This is a genomic window from Nitrincola alkalisediminis, from assembly GCF_009821115.1.
Lineage (GTDB): Bacteria > Pseudomonadota > Gammaproteobacteria > Pseudomonadales > Balneatricaceae > Nitrincola > Nitrincola alkalisediminis.
In genome coordinates, this window is record NZ_VYTY01000002.1 from 168,337 (window position 1) to 193,799 (window position 25,463).

General features: G+C 47.2%; 22 protein-coding genes. 8 read left to right on the forward strand and 14 right to left on the reverse strand.

What is annotated here, in order from left to right; genetic code table 11:
- Nucleotides 1–59 precede the first annotated feature (59 nt).
- Entirely contained in the window at nt 60–1,301 is a 1,242-nt protein-coding gene (locus F5971_RS03980) for an NAD(P)/FAD-dependent oxidoreductase (RefSeq protein WP_193494173.1), read from the forward strand.
- 142 nt (nt 1,302–1,443) lie between these two features.
- Entirely contained in the window at nt 1,444–2,157 is a 714-nt protein-coding gene (locus F5971_RS03985) for a YebC/PmpR family DNA-binding transcriptional regulator (protein WP_193494175.1), read from the forward strand.
- 72 nt (nt 2,158–2,229) lie between these two features.
- Here the strand turns inward: F5971_RS03985 and F5971_RS03990 are convergent, their stop codons facing one another.
- The gene (locus tag F5971_RS03990) at nt 2,230–2,847 is read right to left on the reverse strand and encodes a LysE family translocator (protein ID WP_193494177.1); all 618 of its coding nucleotides are present in this window, start codon (nt 2,845–2,847) and stop codon (nt 2,230–2,232) included.
- A 137-nt stretch (nt 2,848–2,984) separates the two neighbouring features.
- Between F5971_RS03990 and F5971_RS03995 the strand changes: the two genes are divergently transcribed.
- Complete coding sequence (locus F5971_RS03995) at nt 2,985–4,430, forward strand: aminotransferase-like domain-containing protein (RefSeq protein ID WP_193494179.1); 1,446 nt, start codon at nt 2,985–2,987, stop codon at nt 4,428–4,430.
- Between the two features lie 3 nt (nt 4,431–4,433).
- Here F5971_RS03995 and ttcA read toward each other — a convergent pair whose 3' ends face one another.
- From ttcA to F5971_RS04010, 3 genes are all read right to left on the reverse strand, one after another.
- Nucleotides 4,434–5,354, reverse strand: coding sequence for a tRNA 2-thiocytidine(32) synthetase TtcA (gene ttcA / locus F5971_RS04000; protein ID WP_036511479.1), 921 nt, complete (start codon nt 5,352–5,354; stop codon nt 4,434–4,436).
- A 100-nt stretch (nt 5,355–5,454) separates the two neighbouring features.
- The gene (locus F5971_RS04005) at nt 5,455–6,753 is read right to left on the reverse strand and encodes a diguanylate cyclase domain-containing protein (protein WP_193494186.1); all 1,299 of its coding nucleotides are present in this window, start codon (nt 6,751–6,753) and stop codon (nt 5,455–5,457) included.
- A 51-nt stretch (nt 6,754–6,804) separates the two neighbouring features.
- A complete protein-coding gene (locus tag F5971_RS04010) occupies nt 6,805–7,617 on the reverse strand; it encodes a hypothetical protein (protein ID WP_051514430.1) in 813 nt (270 codons plus the stop codon).
- 89 nt (nt 7,618–7,706) lie between these two features.
- Between F5971_RS04010 and F5971_RS04015 the strand changes: the two genes are divergently transcribed.
- On the forward strand, nt 7,707–8,927 hold the full coding sequence (locus tag F5971_RS04015; protein ID WP_193494188.1) for a methyltransferase: 1,221 nt from the start codon (nt 7,707–7,709) through the stop codon (nt 8,925–8,927).
- Nucleotides 8,928–8,949: 22 nt separating this feature from the next.
- On the opposite strand, the gene F5971_RS04020 is transcribed toward F5971_RS04015, so the two are convergent.
- The gene (locus F5971_RS04020; RefSeq protein WP_193494190.1) at nt 8,950–9,366 is read right to left on the reverse strand and encodes a YqaA family protein; all 417 of its coding nucleotides are present in this window, start codon (nt 9,364–9,366) and stop codon (nt 8,950–8,952) included.
- Between the two features lie 13 nt (nt 9,367–9,379).
- On the reverse strand, nt 9,380–11,263 hold the full coding sequence (gene recQ, locus F5971_RS04025; RefSeq protein WP_193494192.1) for a DNA helicase RecQ: 1,884 nt from the start codon (nt 11,261–11,263) through the stop codon (nt 9,380–9,382).
- Nucleotides 11,264–11,483: 220 nt separating this feature from the next.
- Between recQ and F5971_RS04030 the strand changes: the two genes are divergently transcribed.
- Both F5971_RS04030 and F5971_RS04035 read left to right on the forward strand, forming a co-directional pair.
- Nucleotides 11,484–12,116 carry a bactofilin family protein gene (locus F5971_RS04030; RefSeq protein WP_193494194.1) on the forward strand — a complete coding sequence of 211 codons (633 nt, stop codon included), beginning with the start codon at nt 11,484–11,486 and terminating at the stop codon, nt 12,114–12,116.
- 246 nt (nt 12,117–12,362) lie between these two features.
- Nucleotides 12,363–12,953, forward strand: a complete 591-nt coding sequence (locus tag F5971_RS04035) for a YecA/YgfB family protein (protein WP_193494196.1) — start codon at nt 12,363–12,365, stop codon at nt 12,951–12,953.
- 62 nt (nt 12,954–13,015) lie between these two features.
- Here F5971_RS04035 and F5971_RS04040 read toward each other — a convergent pair whose 3' ends face one another.
- A complete protein-coding gene (locus F5971_RS04040; RefSeq protein WP_036511465.1) occupies nt 13,016–13,483 on the reverse strand; it encodes an outer membrane lipoprotein in 468 nt (155 codons plus the stop codon).
- 102 nt (nt 13,484–13,585) lie between these two features.
- A complete protein-coding gene (locus F5971_RS04045) occupies nt 13,586–15,406 on the reverse strand; it encodes an ABC transporter ATP-binding protein (RefSeq protein ID WP_193494198.1) in 1,821 nt (606 codons plus the stop codon).
- 91 nt (nt 15,407–15,497) lie between these two features.
- Between F5971_RS04045 and aroA the strand changes: the two genes are divergently transcribed.
- Nucleotides 15,498–16,787: a 3-phosphoshikimate 1-carboxyvinyltransferase gene (gene aroA, locus F5971_RS04050; protein ID WP_193494200.1), complete on the forward strand. Its 1,290-nt coding sequence runs from the start codon at nt 15,498–15,500 to the stop codon at nt 16,785–16,787.
- A gap of 45 nt (nt 16,788–16,832) precedes the next feature.
- On the opposite strand, the gene F5971_RS04055 is transcribed toward aroA, so the two are convergent.
- The 3 genes from F5971_RS04055 to F5971_RS04065 are packed head-to-tail and all read right to left on the reverse strand — an operon-like array spanning nt 16,833 to nt 18,985.
- Nucleotides 16,833–17,144, reverse strand: coding sequence for a BolA family protein (locus tag F5971_RS04055; protein WP_036511459.1), 312 nt, complete (start codon nt 17,142–17,144; stop codon nt 16,833–16,835).
- Nucleotides 17,141–18,463 carry a DUF3422 family protein gene (locus F5971_RS04060; protein ID WP_036511456.1) on the reverse strand — a complete coding sequence of 441 codons (1,323 nt, stop codon included), beginning with the start codon at nt 18,461–18,463 and terminating at the stop codon, nt 17,141–17,143. The genes F5971_RS04055 and F5971_RS04060 overlap by 4 nt, the downstream gene beginning before the upstream one ends.
- Nucleotides 18,464–18,481: 18 nt before the next feature.
- Nucleotides 18,482–18,985: a hypothetical protein gene (locus F5971_RS04065; RefSeq protein WP_246187756.1), complete on the reverse strand. Its 504-nt coding sequence runs from the start codon at nt 18,983–18,985 to the stop codon at nt 18,482–18,484.
- A 232-nt stretch (nt 18,986–19,217) separates the two neighbouring features.
- Between F5971_RS04065 and F5971_RS04070 the strand changes: the two genes are divergently transcribed.
- On the forward strand, nt 19,218–19,877 hold the full coding sequence (locus tag F5971_RS04070) for a hypothetical protein (RefSeq protein ID WP_193494202.1): 660 nt from the start codon (nt 19,218–19,220) through the stop codon (nt 19,875–19,877).
- Nucleotides 19,878–19,882: 5 nt separating this feature from the next.
- Here F5971_RS04070 and F5971_RS04075 read toward each other — a convergent pair whose 3' ends face one another.
- The 3 genes from F5971_RS04075 to F5971_RS04085 are packed head-to-tail and all read right to left on the reverse strand — an operon-like array spanning nt 19,883 to nt 25,378.
- A complete protein-coding gene (locus F5971_RS04075; protein ID WP_036511450.1) occupies nt 19,883–23,308 on the reverse strand; it encodes an SbcC/MukB-like Walker B domain-containing protein in 3,426 nt (1,141 codons plus the stop codon).
- Nucleotides 23,295–23,984 (reverse strand): DUF4194 domain-containing protein, encoded by a 690-nt coding sequence (locus F5971_RS04080; protein WP_193494204.1) that lies wholly within the window; start codon nt 23,982–23,984, stop codon nt 23,295–23,297. The genes F5971_RS04075 and F5971_RS04080 overlap by 14 nt, the downstream gene beginning before the upstream one ends.
- On the reverse strand, nt 23,984–25,378 hold the full coding sequence (locus F5971_RS04085) for a Wadjet anti-phage system protein JetA family protein (protein WP_036511444.1): 1,395 nt from the start codon (nt 25,376–25,378) through the stop codon (nt 23,984–23,986). Before F5971_RS04085 ends, F5971_RS04080 begins: the two co-directional genes overlap by 1 nt.
- Between the last annotated feature and the right edge of the window lie 85 nt (nt 25,379–25,463).

Sequence of the window (25,463 nt, forward strand, 5' to 3'; positions counted from 1 at the left end):
CTATTTTTTAACGCATCTTCCCAATCAATGGGGCAGGCTTTTAGTTAAGGAGAGTTCATATGTCCGGAAATACCATCGTTCTCGGTGCAGGAATGGTTGGAGTTAGCGTTGCTTGGCATCTTGCAAAACGAGGCCGCTCCGTCTTATTGATCGATAGACGCCCCCCCGGACAAGAAACCTCCTTTGGCAATGCAGGTATTATTCAGCGCGAAGCAATTGCGCCTTACGCATTTCCACATGACCTCAAAACACTATTGCGTGTTCTGCCCAATCGTAGCATTGATATCCGCTACCGCCCCGCTGGAATGGTCGCTGCTGTTAGCCCACTCTTTAGTTACTGGCTGAACTCTTTTCCAAGCCGTTATAAAAAAATTGTCCCACAGTACGCTTCGATTATTTCGTTATCAACGGATGAACATGCTCCTATGATTGAAGCCTCAGGTGCAGACCATCTTGTCAAAAAAGAGGGTTGGCTTGAACTCTACAGAACACCAAAAGAACTGGATCGCCGCGAGAAAGAAGCCCTAGATGCCGAGCGCCTATATGGTGTCGAATTCAAACGCCTCAATCGTGCAGAACTTGACCAAGTGCAACCTGGCTTATCGTCAGACATTGTCGGCGCGATTCACTGGCTAAACTCATGGACGGTAGAATCTCCGGGCGATCTGGTACAAGCCTATGCTAAATCCTTTGAAGCCATGGGTGGACGCTTTGAACTGGCCGAGCTAAAAGGTGTTCAAAAAACAGCAACAGGATGGACCGTTAATACAAGTGAAGGCAGCCACGAAGCCGATGACGTTGTCATTGCTCTCGGCCCTTGGTCAAAAGACCTCTTAAAAACTTTAGACTATGACTTGCCCCTGTTCGTGAAACGTGGCTACCACGTTCACTATAACCAACCTCAAGGAAAACCCTTAAAGTACTGGCTAATGGATGCTGAAAAAGGCTACCTGCTCGAACCCATGAAGGCCGGTGTACGCATGACAACTGGCGCAGAGTTAGCCGATTTAGAAGCTCCAGCCAGCACAGGACAACTGGATGCAGCCGAAAAAGTGGCCAAAACCTTATATCCAATTGGCAACCGAGTGGAAGCTCTCCCTTGGAAGGGCGCAAGACCTTGTATCCCCGATATGAAACCGGTGATTGGCCCTGCTCCTAAACATCAGAATCTTTGGTTTGCATTTGGACACGGTCATCAAGGCTTCACATTAGGCCCTGCAACAGGCCGCTTACTGAGCGACATGATGCACGGCGAGTCAACTCCAATTGACATGGCTCCTTTCAGTCCTAGTCGTTTCTAAACGCCCTAGGTTCATAAAAGCCGAAACGGTGCCTCCCATGATCGCATCGTTTCGGCTTTTTTATTTTTGACGATTAAAGGGAATAGCCCTCTCCCGAGTTTGAGGGTAAGATTAGTGTTTTTTTGAAGAATAGGGCTCCAGTATGGGTCGCGCTTATCAGAACCGTAAAGAATCCATGGCCAAAACGGCCGATCAAAAAACCAAGGTCTATAGCAAGTACGCACGTGAGATCTACGTGTCCGCTAAATCAGGCGGAACCGATCCCAGTGGTAATCTCGCCTTAAGAGGCCTCATTGAACGTGCTAAAAAAGACCAAGTTCCCGCTCACGTCATTGAAAAAGCCATAGATAAAGCCAAGGGATCAGGCGGTGAAGACTTCTCAGTTGCCCGCTACGAAGGCTTTGGTCCCGGTAACTGCATGGTGATTATCGAATGCCTAACGGACAACCCGAACCGCACTTTTGGTGATGTACGCCACTGCTTTACCAAGACTAAATGCAAAATTGGTACACAAGGCAGTGTTAGCCACATGTTTGACCACTGTGCAATCTTGGCGTTTAAAGGCAGCGATGAAGAAGCCATTCTTGAAGCCTTAATGAGTGCAGACGTCGATGTCACGGACATCGAAAATGAAAACGACATGATCACTGTATTTACACCGCATACCGAATACGCAAAAGCCAAACAAGCCTTGGTTGAAAACCTTGGCGAGATTGACTTCGAGGTCGATACGATTCAATTCCTGGCACAAACCACAACGGCCATCAGCGATGAAGATCAACCCATGTTTGAGCGCTTTTTAGATCTTCTCAATGATCTAGATGATGTACAAAACGTCTACCATAACGTTGAGTAAAGGTGTTTCATAACCGAGACGGGCACTGTCCCGCCTCGGCTAAATCTCTTAAGCAATAACTAATTGCGCTCTTCATATCAAAATCATGACAACACAGGAGGCGGTTAACCCTCCCATAAAACGATTAAAAACCGTCCAATGTGTTGGCGTTTTTAATAAACGTCCGATTGCAACACCAAAGCCTGCCCAGCAAGCAATCGCCGGAAAATTCACAACTCCCATTGCTAGGATGATCATGAAAGATGACAACATAAAATCATCTCCGGTTAAGGTAAAAAGGCCAATCGCTGAAATAGCCATCATCCAGGCTTTCGGGTTTACAAACTGAAAAGCCGCTGCCTGAAAAAACGAAAATGGGCGCTTTCCGTCTGCATTTTCCAATTGAGGCGGAGGTGATATTGCAATCTTCCAACCCAACCATACCAAATACACACTGCCTGCGACTTTAATCAACGTCTGGAAAAATGGAAAACGTTCAAAAATAACCCCTAAGCCCAGCATCACCATGGCCATCAACAACATAACGCCGATGGTAATACCGAACATATGAGGCAAGCTGCGAACAAAGCCAAAATTAGCTCCAGATGCGGTTAACATCACATTGTTAGGGCCAGGTGTTGCTGACATGCTCAATGAAAACAGCATCACTGGTAATAAAAATACGGCCCAATCCGTCAGATGTGAAAACATACCTCCCCCTTAAATTGTAATCATACAATTATTGAAATAGACGCCCGATAAGCGATACAATTACCTTAATCCGAACACACAATGACATCAATGTTTAAGTTGTCATGACTACAATTCAATGTAAGGGCGACAATTGAATGGCACCAACATCTGAAACCAAAGCATTGCTTCAAAAAAAAGCACGTCAACGCTGTCATTGGCTTCCCATCCTCGATAAATCCTCAGGCGTACTCTATCTTTCATTGGTCAATCAATTAGCGGCCGATATTGCTAATGGAACGCTGAAAGCAGGTGATACATTGCCCCCGCAACGTCTTCTTGCGGATGCATTGCAAATTACCCTTGGTACCGTCACCCGAGCCTATCGAGAAGCAGAGCGCAGGGGGTTAACGGAAGCAAAAGTTGGCAGCGGAACACGAATTCGCGGACAACAGGTCGACTTACCCAATTTTCATCACTTATCAAAAGCCTTAGCTGACAGTATCGATTTATCCCTAAGCACTCCAATCCCTTCATCTTTACGGGGTGAGCAGCTTCGACAGATTTTATTGCGCCTATCCAATCATCATGGCGAAACAGAAAATGCGATTGTCTATCAACCCGAGCAAGGAAACCTTACCCACCGTCAACGCCTTGCCCACTGGATGAATGCTCAAGGATTACGAGTCGATGCACAGGAACTGCTCTTAACAGAGGGTGGACAGCATGCCGATTACTTGGCTCTTCAAACATTTGTTCGCCCTGGAGAGGCCGTTGCCTCGGCTAATATCACCTACCCCGGTATGATTGCTGCCGCAAAACAGCTGGGCTTAAAACACATCAATGTCAGTTCCGATGCCCAAGGGATTCGGCCCGAATCCTTAGACCGTATCTGCCAACAGCAAAAAATTCGCTTGCTGTACTTGATGGCTGAGTACAACAATCCCAGCTGCGAAATGATGAGTGAAGAGCGACGCATTGATCTCGTCGAGGTTGCGAGACGTCATGACTTGCTCATACTTGAAGACGGTGTTCAGTTTGTGCCCGCAAGTCACAGAGGTACGCCCTTTTTTGAATTAGCCCCTGAGCGAAGCCTGTATATTTTCAGTGTGTCAAAAATCCTCGACGGAGGCCTCAGATTCGGCGCCCTGCGTGCGCCATCCCCCCTAATGCCAAAGCTCTCGAGTGCATTACGTGCGCAGTGCTGGGGGATAGCCGGACTAATGGGGTCTGTTATTTGTGAATGGATTGACATGGGAGGAGCCGATCAATTGATTGACTGGCAATGGCAAGAAGTGAAACATCGCCAACAGCATTTACGCCAGCAGTTTAAGGACTACGACTTACGCTCGCATGAGTTTGGTTTTCATGCATGGCTTAATCTACCTGAAGACTGGAGAGCGTCACAGTTTGTTGAAGAGGCCAACCAACGTGGGGTTACTCTGATCGGTCCTGAGCCTTTTTGTGTGGGTTCATATCCAGCCCCGCAGTCTGTGCGAATATGCGTGACCCCTCCAAGGGATTTTTCTATCTTTGCAGAAGGAGTCGCACGCTTAAAACACTTACTCGAACAAGGCCCATCAATGAGTACGGCGTTGATTTAGCTCTTACAACGAAAGAATATCGATACGCTCCATGAACTGAACACTGGAGGGTGAAGTCGCACACGCATCTTCATCATCCACTATGCCATGCGCGTAACCTCGCTGTAGGTTCTTAAAATCAAACAAGGCCGGATCTGCCAGATGCGATGGGACAACATTACACAAGGACCTGAACATGGTTTCAATACGACCTGGATAGAGCTTATCCCAACTCTGCAACATTTCCTTAATCACTTGACGTTGCAGGTTCTCTTGCGATCCGCAAAGATTACAGGGAATAATCGGAAAGCCTTTAAGCTCGGCATAGGCTTCTATGTCTTTTTCGCGTGCGTAAGCAAGCGGCCGGATAACCATATTTTTGCCATCATCCGATACCAGCTTAGGCGGCATGGATTTTAATTTACCACCGTAAAACATATTCAAGAAAAAGGTTTCCAGTATGTCATCACGATGATGCCCCAAGGCTATTTTATTCGCGCCAATCTCTTCAGCAAAACCATATAGGGTTCCGCGACGAAGACGAGAGCATAACGCACAAGTGGTTTTACCTTCGGGTACAACAGACTTAACGACGGAATAGGTATCTCGTTCAACAATATGAAAAGGAATGCCCAGACCCGATAAGTATTCTGGCAACACATGTTCCGGAAAGCCCGGCTGTTTTTGATCGAGGTTAACGGCAACTAACTCAAAATGAATCGGCGCACTTTTTTGCAAGTTCATCAGAATGTCGAGCATGGCGTAGGAGTCTTTGCCTCCCGACAAGCAGACCATGACTTTGTCACCATCCTCTATCATGTTGAAGGCTTCAATGGCCTGCCCCACTTCACGACGCAAACGCTTTTGAAGCTTGTTTAAGCGCGTTTTGATTTTTTTATCTTCTAAATTCACGGAATGGGTCAAGTCAGTATCTGGGCTAGTCATCGAATTACCGGATCATGCGTAAACGTGCTCCCTAGAGTGGAACACATCAAAATTCATTGGAGGACAAAATGATGGGCTAGTATACATGGCTGTTTATTGTTTAAACAGCCTCTGTGTAGCAGACATAATTCGCCCGCCCCTTAGACTTTGCCTCATACATTGCCTGATCGGCCTTGCGAATCAGCTCACTTAACTCAAGGCCATTTTCTGGGGAACGACTTATCCCAATACTGGCAGACACCGTGACCGGATGCTGACGAATAAGGATCGGTTGACTCAATAACGAAATAAGCTGACGTGCCACTTCATGACAACGCTCAGACTCAGGCGACTCTTCCATAAGAATCAGAAACTCATCTCCTCCCATGCGGGCCACGATATCCGACTCTCGAACAATTGCTTTCAAGCGTGTAGCGATGATGATTAACAACTCATCTCCCACGTCATGTCCGTAGGTATCGTTAACAGGTTTAAAACCATCCAAATCGATGAATAAAACGCTTAAGCCCGCTCCCATTGCTTGAGACTTTTGCAGTGCGGCTTCCGCTGAGCGTTCCATACCTGATCGGTTCAGCAAACGCGTGAGTGGATCAAAACTCGCTTCTTGTTCAAAAAATGCTGAGGTTTCTTTTTCCTTTTGCAAATCACGCCAAATAATTAATCCTACCAGCAACACACCGCCAGCGGAGGCAATCAATACCAACAACAAGGTCAGTTTAGATTGGCTCGATGCGAGCGCTTCTATTTTGTCCACCGACACTTGTATCTCTAAAGCCCCCATTAATTGGTACTGCTGCCACTGTTTACCGGGTTCCACACCGGCTCCGACTCGTCTATCAATGATATCTTTACGCTGCTCATAGGCATTATGACAACTCACACAGCTTTCTGAATTCGCGCCATCAGCCACCATGTAACGCAAGGTTTTAACACCATCAATTCGCTCAAAGCGCTTGACTGGCTGCCAATCGATAGGCGCTGTAGGGTTATCCTGATCTTGTGTTTTAAGCTGTTCCCAAGCCCAATACTGAAAATCATCAGATAAGCCCTGATTTGAGTCTAAATTCCAGAGACTCAACGGAGTATAGCTATAAGAAGCCATATTATTGGCACTGACATCGCGGGCCACTAATTTTAAAAACTCCGAAGGGATGGGGAGTTCAGAAAAATGCATGGGCACTTCAGATAATTGAGTGGAGTACACACTGCGCGCACTGAGCGCGTGACTGGTCACCACTTCTGCAACCCTCGTTGCTTCATGCTCAATAATTCGAGCTTGCGACCAAACCAATATACTGTAGTTGGCGATGCCCACTAACAAAATAATGACGGCCAACAAAACGAGCACAAATGAGGATGTTCCTTTGCAAAACCGCTTTTGTTTAAGATCAGTGATCATGCTGTACTCTTTTTATTGACTAAACGCATCTTCAACTCATGCTTAAATTGATTACCGTTGCTCATGATCAGCCTCATGATGAGGCGCTAACCAGCCAATTTCGATTGCGGTTGCAGCTCCAATCATAGCGTATTCTAGACTGGGCGGTAGCATCAGCCAGCCAGGCGCTAACTGCAGACGACCGCTCATAATCTCGGCTCGTGTCTGCGGGTATAAAGGATACTGTGTTGGATCTGCATAGCCGTCCGGCCAGACGGGGGCCAGGGTATCCATGTCATATTTATCCGTCGCCCCTAAGCTATGCAACAACTCATGGGCTGCCACCAACTGATTGCGACCTAAGTGTTCTTGACCCGCATAGCCGTTCACGACTCCAATCATCCCTTTCTGCAATCCCAGCGAGTGTTGCATAGGCCTAGGATTTTCTGGGGAGTAAAAGCGAATAAAAATGCGTATAGTATCGGACTCTCGCTCACTGTCATCATACTTCCAAGCCCAGTAACGCATGCGTAGCGCCCAAATAACCCCCTCTAAAATACTCGGCTCTTGCGGAATATCCGGTGGAACCGCATGAATTTGGTCAACCAATTGCAGTTGAATGGGGCGCTCTAAAGGCAAGCGATAACGACGGGCTTCCCGATTAAAAAAACGCTCCATCTCATCAAAGGCATCAAGTGTTAAACCATCAATCCAATCTTGCGTTAACTCAGATCCATCGGCATTAATGGGATAAATCCAAGCGATTACGGGTTGCCGCCACCCCTCTTCCCTAACCCTAGAGAACCAAACATTTAACAGAACAATCAATAACAGCGTTAACAACAGCAACGACCGAGCGTAACGCATCATTGCAGGGCGATTCATGGTATATTTCCTTTGTTTTAAGCAAACAAACCCGTTTAATACCTGATGTTATTTTTAGCTAAGCATACTCTTTTTACGCGCAGGACACGATGCAGACATTCCCTCATTCTTTTAAAGGCCTTTTTGAGCACTGGCAAACGCTCGATACATGGCTTGTTGCTCATCGTGAACTCTGGCATCAAGCACCCTTTTACCAACCTCAGCCTGACTGGGCGCTTAAGCACCTTGAGTTATCCAGTGCACTGCAAGAATTAACCGATCAGCAATGCACCTTCTTCGAAACCCACCCTATCGAGCTAACACAACACATACAGCATGCCCTGCCATCTCTCGGTGAAGCAATACGGCTGTCACAAACACCTGTATTAGAGGGGCCATCTATGGCTCTACCTGAAGTAAAGGCGAGTGGAATGCCCGGTCGCAAACGACTCCAAGCCGGTGCGTTTACAGGTGCGCTTCTCCCGCTACCCCATTCAATTGTTGACTGGTGCTGCGGTTGCGGCCATCTTGCCAGAACATTGGCGCCGCACGTGTGTCACGTTGTCGGATTGGAGTGGAATCCTACGCTCGTCGAAAAAGGTAACAAGACAGCTAAGAAATATCGTGATGCTGTTGAGTTACGTCACCAAGATGTCATGAGCCCTTCACTGCATTTACCCATTGATGCCCATGTCGTAGCCTTACATGCCTGCGGCGACTTGCACCGCCACTTACTCAGCCATGCTGCTAATATCAAGTCCAAGCGCATCAGCCTATCCCCCTGCTGCTATCACTTAAGTCAACATAAACAATGGCAGCCCCTATCACAACGAGCACGAACAAGCTCGCTCATACCTGTTGAGTTCTCCACACTCCGTTTAGCGGTTCAAGAAACCGTTACAGCCCCCCAACGGGTTACACTTCAACGCCTTCAGATGACCGATTGGCGGCTCGGTTTTGACGAGCTACGGCGACACCTTTGGCCATTGGAACCGATTTCCCCTCTCCCGTCTGCACCTAACCATCTGGTTCAGGGTGATTTTGAGGGATTTTGTCGTTGGGCTTTAGACACAATTCAGCGTCCGCTAACCAATCCGTGTCATTGGAAAACTTGGGAAGAAAGAGGGAAAGCCAGAGCAAAGACTTTACGGCGATACGAACTGCTACGCCATCTTTTTAGGCGTCCACTCGAAATTTGGCTGGTTCTGGATTATGTGCTGTTGCTGGAGGAACAAGGGTATGAGGTTCAATGGGGGACCTTCTGCGAACGACAGCTCACCCCTCGTAATTTACTCATTGATGCACGACTAGGAAAGAGTGAAACTGAGTGATCACTTTGTGACTGGTGACGGCTTAAAGAAACAACCCGGCAATCACACTATAACGCACGGCTTTGCCAATACTGATTGTCAACAAACTCCATCGCCAGTTCACACCTAACCAACCTGCGACAAAGCACATGGGATCACCTACAATAGGCAACCACGCCAGCAACAAGGCAAACGCGCCATAGCGCTCGATCCAATCGCGCGCACGTTGTTGATTTGGTTTGTCTAATTGTTTTAAGGGATAACGTGTTTTTAACCATGCTCCCATGCCAAATGTCACCATGCTACCCAGCACGTTACCCAAGGTAGCGCTCAACAATAACAGGATCAACGATTGCTGACCTTGCGACACCAACCACGCCAGCAAAGCTTCTGAGCCGCCAGGCAAGAGCGTTGCCGAAAGAAACGCGCTTACAAATAGACCAACCAACTCAAAATTCATCGCTACCGCCATCTCATACAGGTCGCATCCATTGACTTGTGGGGGCTGTGCGATGGTCTTCAATCACATCCAAAAATGCCTCGCCGTAAAGTGCAAACTTACGTTCACCTATTCCGCTTAAGCTGCGCATTTGCTGTTCTGTCTGGGGCCTGTAGAGCACCATTTCCATCAAGGTTGCATCGTGAAAAATGACATACGGAGGCACATCTTGCTCTTGCGCCAAACGTTTACGCAATGCACGAAGGTCTTCCCACAAACGCTCTTCAGCAGGGTCTAAGCGACGCATCGCCGGATTGCTGCGTTCTCGACGTGCAGCGGTTCGGTAATCTGTTTTTGCCTTGCCGGAAGGTGTTCGAGGATCTTTTCTAAGCTGCAAGGTTTCTTCACCTTTCAAAACAGCACGGCATTTATCATTTAGGAGCAGCACACCATGCCCTTCGGCATCCACCTTAAGATAGCCTCTAGCCACTAGCTGCCGAAACACCGACCGCCACTGATTACGATCAAGGTCTTTACCAATTCCCCAAGTACTGATTTTATGATGATTGTTTTGTACGACTTTTTCAGTTTCTTGCCCTAACAGGATATCAACAACATGGTTAACACCAAAGCGCTGACCGCTTCGATATACGGCAGACAAGGCTTTGCGAGCCGCATCGGTGCCATCCCAGACGGGCACGGGCTCTAAACAGGTATCGCAGTTTCCACAAGGAGGATGATGTGACTCTCCAAAATAGCTCAAAAGCACTTGACGACGACAGGTGGTAATTTCACACAGTCCCAGCATTGCTTCCAACTTTTGTCTTTCAACCTGTTTGTATCGATCTTCTGCTTGAGAGGCCTCTAGCATTTGCCGCAAAAACAAAACATCCTGAAGACCATACACCATCCAGGCATTAGCAGGGAGACCATCACGTCCAGCCCGCCCTGTTTCTTGGTAATAGGCTTCGATTGACTTAGGAAGATCCAGATGGGCAACAAAGCGAACATTGGGTTTATCGATGCCCATTCCAAAGGCGATCGTTGCCACCATGATGATACTGTCTTCGGTTAGAAATCGGTGTTGATGATGCTGACGCATATCGGCACTGAGCCCTGCATGATATGGCAATGCATTAAAGCCCTTCTCGCACAACCAAGCGGCTGTTTCCTCCACACGCTTTCTGGACATGCAGTAGACAACACCAACATCCTGTTCATGCTCAGAACGAATAAACGTCAGCAGTTGCTCTCGGGCTCTCTCTTTTTGCCCAATTCGATATCGAATATTGGGTCGATCAAAACCTTGAATGAAATGCTTTGCATTGGACAAGGCCAAACGCGTGACAATCTCAGTTTGCGTCCGTGTATCCGCTGTTGCTGTTAGCGCAATTCTGGGAACATTAGGAAACAACTGGCCTAACTGGCCGAGCTGCATATACTCGGGCCTAAAATCATGCCCCCATTGAGACACACAATGGGCTTCATCTATTGCAAATAACGCGATCTCCATTCTCTGCAATAACGCCAGCGTTCTTGGCTGTAACAAGCGCTCGGGTGCCACATAGAGTAAGTCTAACTCACCCAGTAACAACTGTTGTTCCGTCTGCTGTAACTGCTCAAATGGAATAGAGGAGTTAAGACAGCCCGCTCGTATACCCAACTGAGACAGGGCACTGACTTGATCTTGCATTAGTGCAATAAGCGGCGACACAACAACCCCAGTGCCTGAACGCACCAAGGACGGCAATTGATAACAGAGGGATTTACCACCCCCCGTTGGCATTACAACCAGCACATCACGCCCTTCAAGCAGGGTATTCACGACGTCATCTTGTGGCGGCCTGAATTGACTAAAGCCAAAGACTTCGGCGAGCTGTCGGCGTGCGGAATTAAAAAGTGGGGAGTCATCTGTCATAGGGCGATATTATCCGCGAAGCCGTCGAGATTGTCATCCTAAAGGTCAGGAATCCTTGCATCGATCCTCACACCCTATATTTCATCGTCTACTTTTTGGAAAATTCATACATCCACGCGGATGTCTCTTGTTTATGGATAGCCATTCATATTACAGTTGAAGTCAACGTTGCTAAGGCTCCGACAACTGAAAGAGCGATGATCAATATAGGGATTTGACAATGTATACCAACAAAAGTGAAGCGACCACACCCGCGTCAACCAACCCAAGCCAGACAAACGTACAAAAGCCATCGGCTGACAAACCTACGGCCGTTGCTCAGTCTCAGCCTGCACCGCAGCAGACGCCCCCTCAACCCAGCCCCGCGCAACCGGCTGCAGTCGCCCAAACGGCCACCTCTCAGCCAGCGGCTCGCGTGGTGGTTAGACACGAGCCCGTTCCACCGACAATCAGACCTGAAAACAACGCCTCTATTGGTTCCAGTATCGAGGTCGAAGGCACGGTCAAGGGTCAGGAAGACTTGTTGATCGAAGGCAGAGTCAAAGGCACAATCGAAATCAAAGATCATTGCGTCACGATTGGTACACAAGGCAATGTGTCTGCCGATGTTTATGCACGTATTATTTATATTGATGGCACGGTGACTGGCAATTTAATAGCGTCGGAAAAAATCATCATTCGCAAGAGTGCTGATATTCAAGGCAGCATTGTCTCTCCACGCATCAGCCTTGAAGACGGTGCGCAGCTCAACGGCTCAATCGATATGAACCCCCAGTCTGAAGTGCTGAACAAAGCCTTTGGTAAAGCGAACTCATCGTCGTCAAACACTTCAACCAGTAAAACAGACGCTTAAGCATCAATACTTCTCCCTGTACCTCACCCCCTATGCGACTCAACACATGTATGGGGTGAGGAGTAAGTTTTAGATGACGACAATAACGACACTTACAACCTGAGCTGTTTTTATTTGAAGGTCATGTCAGACTGAGTGAAAACAGAGCAAGATACTCAATTGATCAGCTGATATACAGATTATAAACGTATCAGATTAACGCATTACAGGTTAGAATAAGCCGTCATGCTAATGGGGATTACACAGATGAGCTCTGCAACAACCGGTTTAATTACTGAAGCTGAACTTGACCAACTCGAAACATTTCTTTTTTCTTCCGCCGTATCTGAAGATGCATTGGATCTTATTGGAACGCACGGACTTTTGTGTGCCATCAATATCAGTCCTGTTAAGATCCCTGAACAAGAATGGCTTGATTTACTGTTCGACACTGAACCACAGTGGGAATCCGATGCTCAAAAAGACCACATTCTTGGCCTGCTACGTAAACTTCATTACACCATTGGTAATGACCTTTACAACGATCAAGAAACACTTCTGCCTTGCGAGTTAACACTCGATTTGGACGATGAAGACGAGGATGAAGATTTAGCCGAACTCACCATTTGGGCTCAGTCTTTCATGGAAGGTGTTTTTCTTCGTGAAGAAGATTGGTTTGGTGATGATGAAGAAACCGTTGCTGGATTGCTTCTACCCATCATGGTTGCCTCCGACTTATTCGAAGACAAAGAAGTGCTTGAAATTCGTCAAGATCGTGCGCTAAGCGAAGAAATGGCTGAGCAAATCCCTGAACTCTTAGTCGACTTATACCTGCATTACCACGCTCCAGAAAAATAGATCGCAGTGGGTGGATGCCTATCATACAAAGAGACAGACATCCACCTAAACGCCTCAACGGCTTAGTAGCTCACACGCATTGTGCTGCCTTGACCTAGGACACGCACACGCTGACCAGGACTAAACTGTTGGTTGTTATCCGCTTCTTGCACCACAGACACTAAACTACCGTTATCTAAACGCACAGTAATTTCATAGCCTTGACGACGACTTGTCGCTTCTTCAATGCGCTGCCCTGCAATACCACCTGCAACCGCACCGATGACTGTAGCAATAGTACTGCCACTGCCACCACCGACATTACTGCCTGCGATACCACCAATCACCGCACCTGTACCTGCACCGACGACACCATCTGTACGTCCTTCGATGATAACAGGCACAATTGTTTCGATCCGTCCCATCTGAACGGATTGCGCTTGACGTGCTTCACCACGGCTATAGCTAGTGCCCGTTAAACTTGATTGAGCGCACCCCGTTAACACTGCACCGCTTAACACTAGGGCGATGATCATTGCTGATCGTTTCATTGCTTTTCTCCTTACCCAACTGAAATGTTGGCTATTATGCCTAATGAATCCATCCTACTAGAATCAAGATGAATGCTAGCTGACCCAACTCCTCTTTTGAAGTCAGCTTCGTTGATACTTACCATACAGACGTGAATAAAGCCCATTTTGTTCCATCAACTGATCATGATTTCCTTCTTCTGCAACCTTTCCATCTTCAAACACAAACACGCGGTCAGCCTGTTTTACTGCACTCAACCGATGTGCCACGATTAGAGTTGTACGCCCTGCTAAAAAGGTTTTCATCGCTTTATGCAGAGCATACTCTGTTTCAGTATCCAGCGCAGAGGTTGCCTCATCCAAAATCACCACTTTAGGATCTGCCAGCACCATTCGAGCAATCGCTAAACGCTGACGCTGACCTCCTGATAAGCGCACCCCTTGTCGTCCAACAAGCGTATCTAAACCATCGGGCAGCTCATGCTCAACAAAATAGTCCAACTGCGCCACCTCTAAGGCTTTCCATAGCCTTTCATCATTATAGCTGCGCCCCATGCATAAATTATCTCGGACGGTGCCATTAAACAATGCGGGCTGCTGCAACACGGTCACAACATGCTCACGAACACATTCAAGCCCTATTTCGGTGACAGGCACCCCATTAAACGCGATCTGACCTTGCTGTGGTGTATAGAGTCCCAACAACACTTGTATCAGGGTAGACTTACCCCCGCCACTGGCTCCTACCAACGCAATCTTCTCACCCGGTTGAATCCGCAGGCTAATTCCTTTTAAAACCTCCTGACCCGGCACATAACTAAAGTGGATATTGTCTAATTCCACTCCAACACTCACCCCCTCCATAAAAGGGTTCTGATTAGCCGGGTAATGCGGCTCCAAACGCAAATCCAACAGTTTATTCACTCGCTGCAGTGCCGCTTTTGCCCCAAACCACGAATATTGAATGCTTAACACCTCTTGCACCGGCCCCATCATGAACCACAAATAACCAAACACAGCCATCATTTGTCCAACGGATAGGTCTGAAAAAACAACCATCAGCATGGTGACCGAACGAAATAAATCAAAGCCTATTAAAAACACCATAAAACTGAAACGACTGGCTGCATCAGACTGCCACTCGAAGCATGAAGAATGATCCCTTACACCTTTTGCTTTATCGATCAAGCGCATTAGATAATGCCGCTCACGATTACTTGCACGAATTTGCGTAATCGCATCGAGGGTTTCGGTTAATGCCCCCTGAAAGACTTCATAGGCTTGGTTTTCCTGTTTTTTGAGATGCTTGACCCGCTTACCAATCAGCATCGTTAGCCAAATGACAAAGGGATTCAGAAAAAGAATAAAGAGTGCAAGCTGCCAGTGCATCCAAAGTAAAATCACCGCTGTTCCAATAATGGACAGGAGTGCAACCAATAACTTGCTAATTGAACCACCCACAAACCGGTCCACTGTTTCCAGATCGGTTATAAAGTGAGAAGCAACGCGACCACTTCCCAGAGTTTCGTACTCAGCCATTGATATTCGATTCAACCGATTTAACAAAGATGCTCGAATACGAAAAATAAGATCCTTTGAAATAATGGTAAATTGACGCGCTTGCCACACGTTCAGGACAATGGACACAACTCTTAACAGAACCGTGATAACAAAGACGGCCATAATGTATAAAACAGGCCCCTGCCAAGCATCGGGAAAGATGCGATCCACTTGCGCAACAATAAACCCAGGCTGCTCCAACAACACCTCATCAACCAATAAAGGCATCAGCAAGGGTAAGGGTACAGAGGCAATAGCCGCCAAAAATGCAATAATATTGGCTCGAACCAACTCTTTTTTGTGCAGTAAGGCAATTTTCCAGATGTAATTCCAATCGTAAGGGGATTGCTCAGGCTGACTCACTAAAAACTCCTTAGACGACATTTATGCTCCAAACCTTTACTGCGACTCGCGCTAAAAACGAATTAATGGTAGTTTATGTTAACTTTAATTCTAATAATTTGATGACTGACCCATGGACAGCTTAACACTCAATCCTCTTGCCTTCGTGAACGGTGAAATACAACTTCCAGGCTCAAAAAGCCTATCTAACCGATTACTACTCCTCGCTGCACTCGCTGAGGGCGAAACACGTATTACAAACTTGCTTGATAGCGATGATGTCAAACATATGCTGAATGCTCTGGCATTGCTGGGTGTTCAATATGAATTATCGACGGATCGTCGTACGTGCTTGGTTCAAGGTACGGGCGGCCCCTTTAATACAGATCAAGCATTGGACCTTTTTCTTGGCAATGCCGGAACGGCCATGCGTCCATTATGTGCAGCCTTATGCTTAGGGCATGGTGAGTTCACCCTAACGGGCGAACCACGAATGTATGAACGCCCCATTCGCGACTTAGTCGATGCGCTTATCCCACTCGGCGCTGAGGTCACCTACCTCAAAGAGGAAGGCTTTCCCCCTTTAACGCTGCACTCTCGTGGCCTCAAAGGAGGACACGTCAGCATTAGGGGCAATATCTCCAGTCAATTCCTAACGGCGCTTCTTATGTCAGCCCCAATGGCCGAAGAAGACCTCATCATTCAGGTTGACGGAGAATTAGTCTCCAAACCCTATATCGACATCACCCTGCACAGTATGCAACTCTTCGGCGTTATTGTCGAGAATGATAATTATCAGCGTTTTGTCATTAAGGCAGGTCAACGCTACCGCTCCCCCGGCGAAGTCATGGTAGAGGGGGATGCCTCTTCAGCATCTTACTTCTTAGCCGCGGCGGCTATTGCGGGCGGGACGGTTCGAGTCTATGGCGTGGGTTCAGACAGTGTTCAGGGCGACAAAGCATTCGCAGACGTGCTCGCCAAAATGGGTGCCGATGTTACCTATGGCCCAACATGGATCGAAGTCAGCAAAACAGGTCCCCTGCAGGCCGTGGATTTGGATTTAAACGCCATTCCCGATGCCGCGATGACCATTGCGACCACCGCTTTATTTGCCTCAGGCACCACCTGTATCCGCAATGTTTATAATTGGCGCGTTAAAGAAACAGATCGCTTATATGCGATGGCAACTGAATTACGTAAAGTCGGTGCAGAGGTTGTAGAGGGGGATGATTTTATCGAAATTACACCGCCTAAGCAGATCATGCCTGCCAGCATTGACACCTACGATGACCATCGTATGGCTATGTGCTTTTCTCTAGCGGCGTTCGGTACAGCCCCTATCACCATTAACGACCCTGGCTGCACACGCAAAACCTTTCCAGAGTATTTCGATCTGTTTAGATCGATCACCGTCAGCCGATAAGGCAAACGGCCTGATTCAAGATCAGGCCGTCAACCTACACGTACATTAGGCCTTAGAGCCTCCCATACAATTTGGCGACAGCGGAACCTGACCTTCTTGAGCGGCCCACTCATCGGGTGTGTATAGATGCATCGCCAGCGCATGAATAGGGTTTTGCATAAGCTCTGCAACCAAGCCATAAATTTTTTGATGGCGGCGCACTTTACTTAAACCTTCAAAGTCAGGACTCACCACAGCCAATTTAAAATGACTCTCACTTGCCGGTCCAGAGTGCATATGGCTTTCATTTTCCAACACGAAACCTTCAACGCTCAGACCGCTCTTAACCAATGTTTCTATTCGCTGCTCAACACTCATGATTCGTTGCCTTGCTTATCTGCTAAATGTATAAAATGATGATGAATTCGACGAATACTAAACCATACCGTAAACAAAACAACGGGAATCATCACACCGATTACTAAAGATTTATCAAACTCTACGCCTGAGTTGTACAAGGCATCCACGAGATACTTCAATAAACCAACAAGATAGTAACTGATGGCAACCACCGAAAAGCCTTCAACCGTATGCTGCATCATCAACTGTACTTGAGAGCGTTTATCCATTGAACTCAAGAGTTCTTGATTCTGATGCTGAATCGACAGCTCGACTCGGGTTCGCATCATATCTGACGCACGATCAACGCGACGCGACAAATCCTCTAATCGGTAACCTACCGACTCACAAGTTTTAACCGCTGGTGTTAAACGACGGGTCATAAACTCACGTATCGTCAAGTGTCCAGACAGTTCATCTTCGCGCAATTCATCAAGGCGTGTCAGCACCAACTGATGGTAAGCACGCGTCGCCGAAAAGCGAAAGGTTGAATGCGCGCGGTAGGCTTCAATGCGTGCTGCCATATGCGTTAATTCAGCTAGAATTTGCTTCTCATCCACTTGTTCATTGTCTGCCAACCTCTGCGTCAACTCTGCAAGCGTTTGATCCATATCCGCAAGTGAAGGCGAAATACTGCGCGCCATCGGCAAGGCTAACAACGACATAAGACGGTAAATTTCAATCTCGATGAGTCTTTGAGTTAAACGCCCCACCTGACTGTCTGACATGTCTCGATTCAAAATGGTAAAACGACCAAAACCATCACTGTGCAAACGAAAGCTACTCCAGACTCGAGCACTCCCCTGCTGAGGACTGCTACCGACAAGACGCATCCCTTCAAACCACGGTCGAATCAATTGCAAGTCTTGCTCGGCTGAATCTGTCATAGGCTCTAAGGCAATATGAAAAGCCCCCACTACCTGCCCCTCTAGAGCTTCAATCCAACCCGTCGGTAATAATGAAAGGCCTGTCTGTGTAAAATCCGGGGCACCTGTTTCTCGATTCAAATTAATAAAGGTGTAAGAGGTAAACTCCATATGCATTTCACGGCGGACACGCAAATCACCACACACCAACTCATAACAACTGTGTTCGTGCTCGGGGACCGCACAGCCTAACAGCTGATGCAACACCTGTAAGTGACGAAACTGAGATTGCTTTTGTTCAGCATTGGCTAACAACGCGATATGCGTGATTCGCGCAGGACAAGGAATCACCTGAAAAGGACGCGAATGCAGTTCTTCGTAAATTTCATCTCTCAGCGGGTGTAAATCCAACTGATCCAGCTGACAACTCATCCATTCATACCTATCAATTTAACGAAAATAATAGCCGACGTTCACCATGAAGCCCGCCGTTCCAAACGGAATCATTTCCAAATTCATCCGATTATACTCAACACCAAAGGCAGGCAGTATCGCAGGCGCCACCCCAAATCGATTGAACGGAATTTTATCGCGGTACTCACCTCGGTAACCATGAATTAAACCCGCTGTCAGCTTGCCATAGGTTTTTAAGTCACCAGAGTCATGAAAATTGTAGCGTCCTCCCGTATAAAGATAGGTTGTGCGCTGATCAAAGGAGTTGAGGAAGCTTGCTCCCCCGATTAACCATTGCACCTCATCACGCCAATCTCGACCCGAAGGCCGCGGGAGCGCATCAACATTCGTTTCAGGAAAATACCACTCAAGGTTAATCAGTTTCTGATGATTATTGTGATCTGGTTCAGGATCATAGTGAGTCGTCCAGACTGAGGTTTGGATGAGGATCTGATCACCCTCCTTAAAAATACCAGCCGAGACAACTTGACTGCACATCATCCCTGCACACATACATAATGCTATCAATCGCTTAAACACCGTTGAATCCTCTTTAGGTTTCCTATCTTAAGGTCATTATAATGAATTATGTTGCAAAATAATGCCTTTAACGACAGACATCGACTCTGCACCCTAGACTACACATCCAGCCTAGGCTAAGAGCCCTTAAAAAAGAGTCCACTCAACTGATGACATCCATTATACTTTTGCAGGACATCAATGTGGGGATTGTATGCTAATCAGGGTATTGCCAAGTTTAGAAACGCGCAAAGACTGGCTCAGTTTTTTACGAAGGGAAGTCCCCTACTGCCTCGTCGAAACACCAGAGGTGCTGGTTGACTTCCAAAGCACGTTTCTTCAATTAACGCTGTTTAAAGAACCCTCGCTCGACCCTGTTCGCTACACCCTTGGCTCGCGTCAACGCATGGAGCCCGCGTGGCAACTGATTAAAGGCTGCCAATGGCGTTTAAGTTTTTTAATTGAAGGATTGGAAAGCCTAGACTTTAATACACACGTCCGCGATAAACCCTCTTTTAAAATACCAACGGATCTATCTGTACGTAAAAGCTTTACACGTGAACGGCGTTTAATCTCACCATCTCAATCCGGTATCATCACGCCATTAAATGAAGGGGATGCATGCTGGACACTCAAAAATATTCAAGCCTTGCTGGCCTATGACCAGCTACAAGAGTGGACATGCTTAACCGACCGCTTTGTCAGCCCTAAAGCCGCATTAACGTCTATTACGTTAGAGCCTCAGCGCTGGGGTGTCGATACAGATGCACGGGGAGTGAGATTAAGCTTGGATGGAGAGCCCTACATTCAGTTTAGTCATAGGATTCGGCCCGCCACCAGACGTTTGATGACGAACCAGAACCCACTGATATAAACCGATTAAAGACTCTCGTCCGCTGTCTCCAACGCATCAGCCGCCATGATTTTGTAAGGGTGATCAGACGCTAACAATTCCTTTCCTTTTTCAGTCGGAAATTCAACATCAATATCAACCACTCGCCCATCACGACACACGTTGATGATCGTATCCATGCAAGAACTCAACAATGAATACTTTTCATCGGGTGCAGCAATAATTGTTTGCAGACCTAAGTCCGTCATAAAGCCTAAGGATGTGACCGTATTTTCTGAGTCCAGTTTGTTAAATGCCTCGTCAAACACCGACAAACTCAAGCCCCCAACAGGTTGCCCATCACTGCCTTCTTTCAAACGATAGGTTGCGCCCAACGCAGCAGCCATGGCCACGTAAAACGGCACTTGGTGCTCACCACCAGACCCCGTCTTAATACGTTGGGTTAAGGTAGTTTTACGGTTGCCGTCTAAATCCTTAACCACTAGCTCAAAGTTATAAAAATTCCGGTAATCTTGCAGTAACTCGCTTTCACCTTCATTCTTTAGAACTTCATGGATTTTTGCCAAGGCATCCCGGTGCCCTGTGTCCGTTTCGTGATGAATATCGAACAAAGACCCCACATTGGCTTGATCCATACGTGTATAGGCTTCAACCAGTTCAAGGATATCGCGCAACTCAGGGTTAGGCATCATTTCAAAACTGTACATTTCTTTGTGGAATGGACGATTTTTCAAATGGCTATTAAGTTCACGAATCAAATCCTTAATTTTATTGATCTGATCGTTTAGATGCGCAACGAAATCCGATCTAAACGCAGTTTCCGCCTCTAAGCGTGCACGCTCTGCTTTTTGGGTATACTGCGCCAACTCAGACTCTTGTAAGGTGACAACCGTTTCATTAACGTAACCTTCCAAATCCTCATGACTAGAGTCAGGGCTTATATTATCCAATCCTTGATGGCTTAAGCCGCCAGCGTGATAACGTGCCTTGTATTGTGCAACGGCGTCACGTACTCCATTTTTCTTTTTCTCATGCAGCTGAAGTTCCGTCTGAGCTTTTTTCGCCGCTTCAAAAATAATGCGTTCAAGGTCTGAATCACAGCTATCATCTAGGTAGTCACGTTTTTCTTGGGCAGACTGCGCATCGAACTCGGGTTTCTCCTGACAACGACCACGCGCCATAGCGTGCTCAGTCAGTTCTCGCTCAAGCACTTCAAGCGACGCGTTGTCTTTGATCATCCCAGTTCGTGTTTTTTGCAGCTTATCCATCAAGGCTTTTTGGCGAACTTCTAATGACTTTTGCTGCTCAGCATACTCAGCAATACGTTGCTGAATACCCGAATCATCATGATTGCGAAGATCCGTAATGCCCTGCTGGTAGCCTTCAATTTCAGACGCAAGCTGCTCTCGCTGATTCACAAGATCAAAAACGCGCTCATTCACCTGCAGCAAACCAGATGCCATTTGGATTAAGCCATCACGCAGCTTTTCCAGTGACTCATGTTGCTTGCCCAGTGTCGTAAACTCAGCGATCAGCTCATCCACCTGCTTGCCCTGCAAGGCCAACTGATCACCCCGACGCCGAATCCCCATAATCGGGCTCAGCTCATTAATAGAAGTGGTCGAACCTTCGCTCTGTAACATGCAATCATAGGTTAATGCACGTTCATGGCGCAGCAATTCGGTTTCAGTTTCCACAGCCATCACCGCCCCTAAAGCTCGGTTCATATAGGCTTGAGCATGCTCATTGTCACTGTCAACAAACTGAGCCAAGCTTCCGGCTTTCGTTCGCGTCAACCACTCACCAGACTTGGTCGTATTGATAATACGGCAGCCTTTTAAGTGACGCCCTTTGCGACGATAGAGCGTAATCGCTTCCTTGACTCGATCCGGTGCGACCACAAGCGCTTCTCTGCGAGCGCCTAAGAACGACTCAATGGCAATTCGCCACTTATCATCGTTGATATCGACCAGCTCACAAATTGGTGTAGAGTCGATGCCATATTCTTTTAACAAGTCGATGAGTTCACGGGTCGCGTGCCGGACAGGCGCTCGCCCCTGCTGCAATTGCTCTACGGCACTTTTTTGACTTTGAATCTGGGTACGCAGCTCATTAATCCGTATCACGGACTCTTCGTAACGCTTGGCAATCGCTTTACGCACGGGGTCAATCTGCGCACGTAGCTGTGTCAGCGCGTTATCCACTTCAACAGGCGCTTCCGGCCATTGGCCTGCCAAGGTGTTTTCGCCTGAGCGCCAGAGTGCAACCGACTGTTCAACAACGGGTCTAAAAGCGTCCGGCAATAGATCCGGGTTGGCGGCAAAACCCACCGTGGTTCGCATCAGGTTGTACACCTGTTGTATCTTTTCTTTCACCACAGAGGCTTCATGCTGTCGAGCCGAAATACGTGATTCGAGTGCACTCACCTTGTGCGCGGAATCGGTGTTATTGAGCTCTGCGCGAGTATTCGCCAAGCGCTGCATCGCTTCATTCAGCTGTTCACTGTTTTTTTCTAAATCCGCTTGTAACAACTGCTCTTGTTCAGTAAAGGTTTCTAGGCGCTCGGCTGCCGCTTCCTTTTTTAAATCGGTGTGCTCAAAGCGTGCTTCATGCACCACCCATTCGTATTCAATGGCATTCTTGAGGTTTCTCGAGATTCCTTTACACATTTCCTGAACCTTTTCGAGCTCAGCAATGCGGTTTGCCACCTCACGTGTTTTTTGCTCCATTGCCCGATATTCGTCAAGCGACTTTCTGAACGCACCGACATGAACAATATTTTCGTCCAAAACGAATTCTCGAATAAAACGTGTTGGGCTGTCGATGGGAACGAACTTCAAGGCGTTTTTAAAGTTCTTGATGAATTTTTCATCATCATTAGGCATTTGCGGATCGTGACTCAGGTGTGTAACCATTTCCCGGATAAAGCGTGTCGCCCGCTTTTCAAGGATCATATCCGGGCACTGCTTTAATAAACTGTCACGAACTTCAGCCCACGGACGCGGCAAACGTCCTGCACCTTGCTTTACTGAAAAATCGTCAAGAGTGACGGAAAAATCAGGGAGGATAAAACGCCCTAAAATGTCCTCTTCCGCATTCGCTGTCGACGCACTAATTGCAATGCCGACACAGCTTTCTTTTGCGGTTTCAGTGTCAAAAAAGCTTAATGCCATATAGGTCAGAGAGTCTTCTCGGGCATTCACTTTTTTACCAAGGTCATCCAAAAAACCTAAGCAATAGGTCCGCAAAGAACGTTCTGACTTTTCACCGGCCGAGGCATTGAAACTCAAGTGGCGCTTATGTCCTCCCATCAGAATGGTTTGAATCGCATCCAGTAACGATGACTTTCCCGAGCCATTCGGACCGACGATCGCCACATTGCCTTTGATGGGAATCTCGATTGCACCTAGAACATACCAATTGACCAGAACGATACGATTAAGCTGTTTCATTGGTGTTCTCTCCATCTTCTGCTTGAGCCTTTTCTTGGCTTACAGCGCTAGCCTCGTCGGCGTCATCCTCATCTTGCGTTGACGAACGGCTCGACTCAATATCACACAAGGCCTCTAGCTGACCAATATAGTCCTCAACAACCACATGACGAATCGTCGGGTTAATTCGTAGAGGTAGGTTTTTGGGATCGGTTTCGTCCGCTTTTCCTCTTTCAATCACCCCATGGCGGCTAAACAATGAAACAATCTCTTTTAAGCGGGTTTCATTCGGGATTTCTTTCGCCGTTAAGTTACTGTACAGACGCAGCAAAGCATCCGTGGTGGTAATGGCTTTGCCATTTTCAACCTCGAAGTTTTCCAACTTTTGCTCATAGATCTGACGTAAACACAGCAGAAGCAACGACTCATCCAACTTGAGCTTGAGCACCCGCTCTTCTCCCTGAGGAAGCACACCCAAATACGCCTCGTCAGGCTGATACACTAACGTCCAACCAATGGCGGCAAACAAGTTGCGATAGTAGTCGATGTTGGCCGCAATCAGAAAATAGCTATCGCGATGGATAGGGCGATCAGCGTACAAAAACTGGCTGACAAGAAGTAAATTGGCAGCATGAATAAAGTCTTCGGCCTGGTGGTGTTCAGTCCGGGATACGATTTTTTGCAGATCACCTAACATTATGCGTTCCTGTGTATCACAAAACCACGACACTCAACTACATCAGCAACGCAGACATAGGTATCGTCAAATTCAATACGGTATTTTTCAGTGGTTTTACGTGCCTTTTTACCCAAAGACGGTAAATGGCGTACGTAACTGAAACAAATATAATCCTCAACTGATTCAATCGTGAACTCAGTTGCACTCATGCGGGTACGATCAAGAAAATGACGGTCTAGATACTGCTCAATTCGATCAACACGCACCTCACGTCGCTCTTTATACTCTTTAAATAAACGACGCAATTCTAACACACGGGGATCTATCTCACTTTGAGTAATCACACGTGGTTTCGCTTCCACTCGCTTACGTATCGGCGAACGAATACTCATGGGTGAAATAAACCCAGTTTCGTCCAAGGTGGTCAGCGTTGGAATCTCGTCATCTTTCTTTTTCGCCAGCTCAGCAATCAAACGCGACAAGCGAGCTGCCATTCCCGGCGTGGTTTTATCCATGTAACGAACCGTATCCGCCACACGTTTTTCCAACTGGTAACGGAAGTCATCAATCGCGGCTAAACGCTGATCCACTGACTCAAAAATACGAATAATTCGATTAATGTGCTGATGCACTAGCGCTTCCGCCGCATCAAAATCCAACTCATACTGAAGTTGATAGTGCTGCGTCAGTTGCTCTAACTTTAATAAATCAAATTGCAAATCACGGAGCATCGATAAAATCTGGCGACGGTACCGGAAGGGGTTGTTTCGCGTCTTGAGCGTTTTGTAGTCTGAAACCAAAATATGCTCAACAAATCGATCAAAAAACCCCCTCACTATATCCTGCGGGTTATTGATTTCCGATAGGGAGATTTTGATTTCACGAAGCCCCAGCAGCATATCCGTTAAATGCGCACTAAAATCAGCGGCCGTTTGCGATGCCTCTGACAGAGTAATGCCTCGTCCCACAGGATCATTGACGGCAGCTTCTAACGAGCTAAGCACGTTCAGTACCGCACCACCATAGCTTCGCTTTTCAAGCTTAGCGATTGACACCAATGACCGGAGCAAATACGAAACAGACGGCGACAAAAGAACATAGGTTCGATACACCTTTTGCTCTTCCTCCAGCCAACCACACTGCACCAAGCGCCGATAGATACGATTAGTATAGTCCACACTTGAACGTGGAGGGTCTCCATCCTCGTCGGCTTCAGTGACCCAACGACGGACCCCAAGCCGAACAACGGCGTTTTCGATGGTAGAGCGCACCAGATCCTTGGCAATGAAAGGATCGATAAGATCCTCATCAAAGAATAAATCGGCCAATTCAAGAAGAACCGCTTGATAGACTTGGCGGTTCTGTCCCGATAAAGGCAGAAAAATATCATCCGGTAGTTTATTGAAGAGCATGCGTTTCCCTGATCTCTCACCCGATATGCATTACACTGCATGAACAATCTTGAGCGCAGATTCTAGCGGAAATAGAGACATCTTC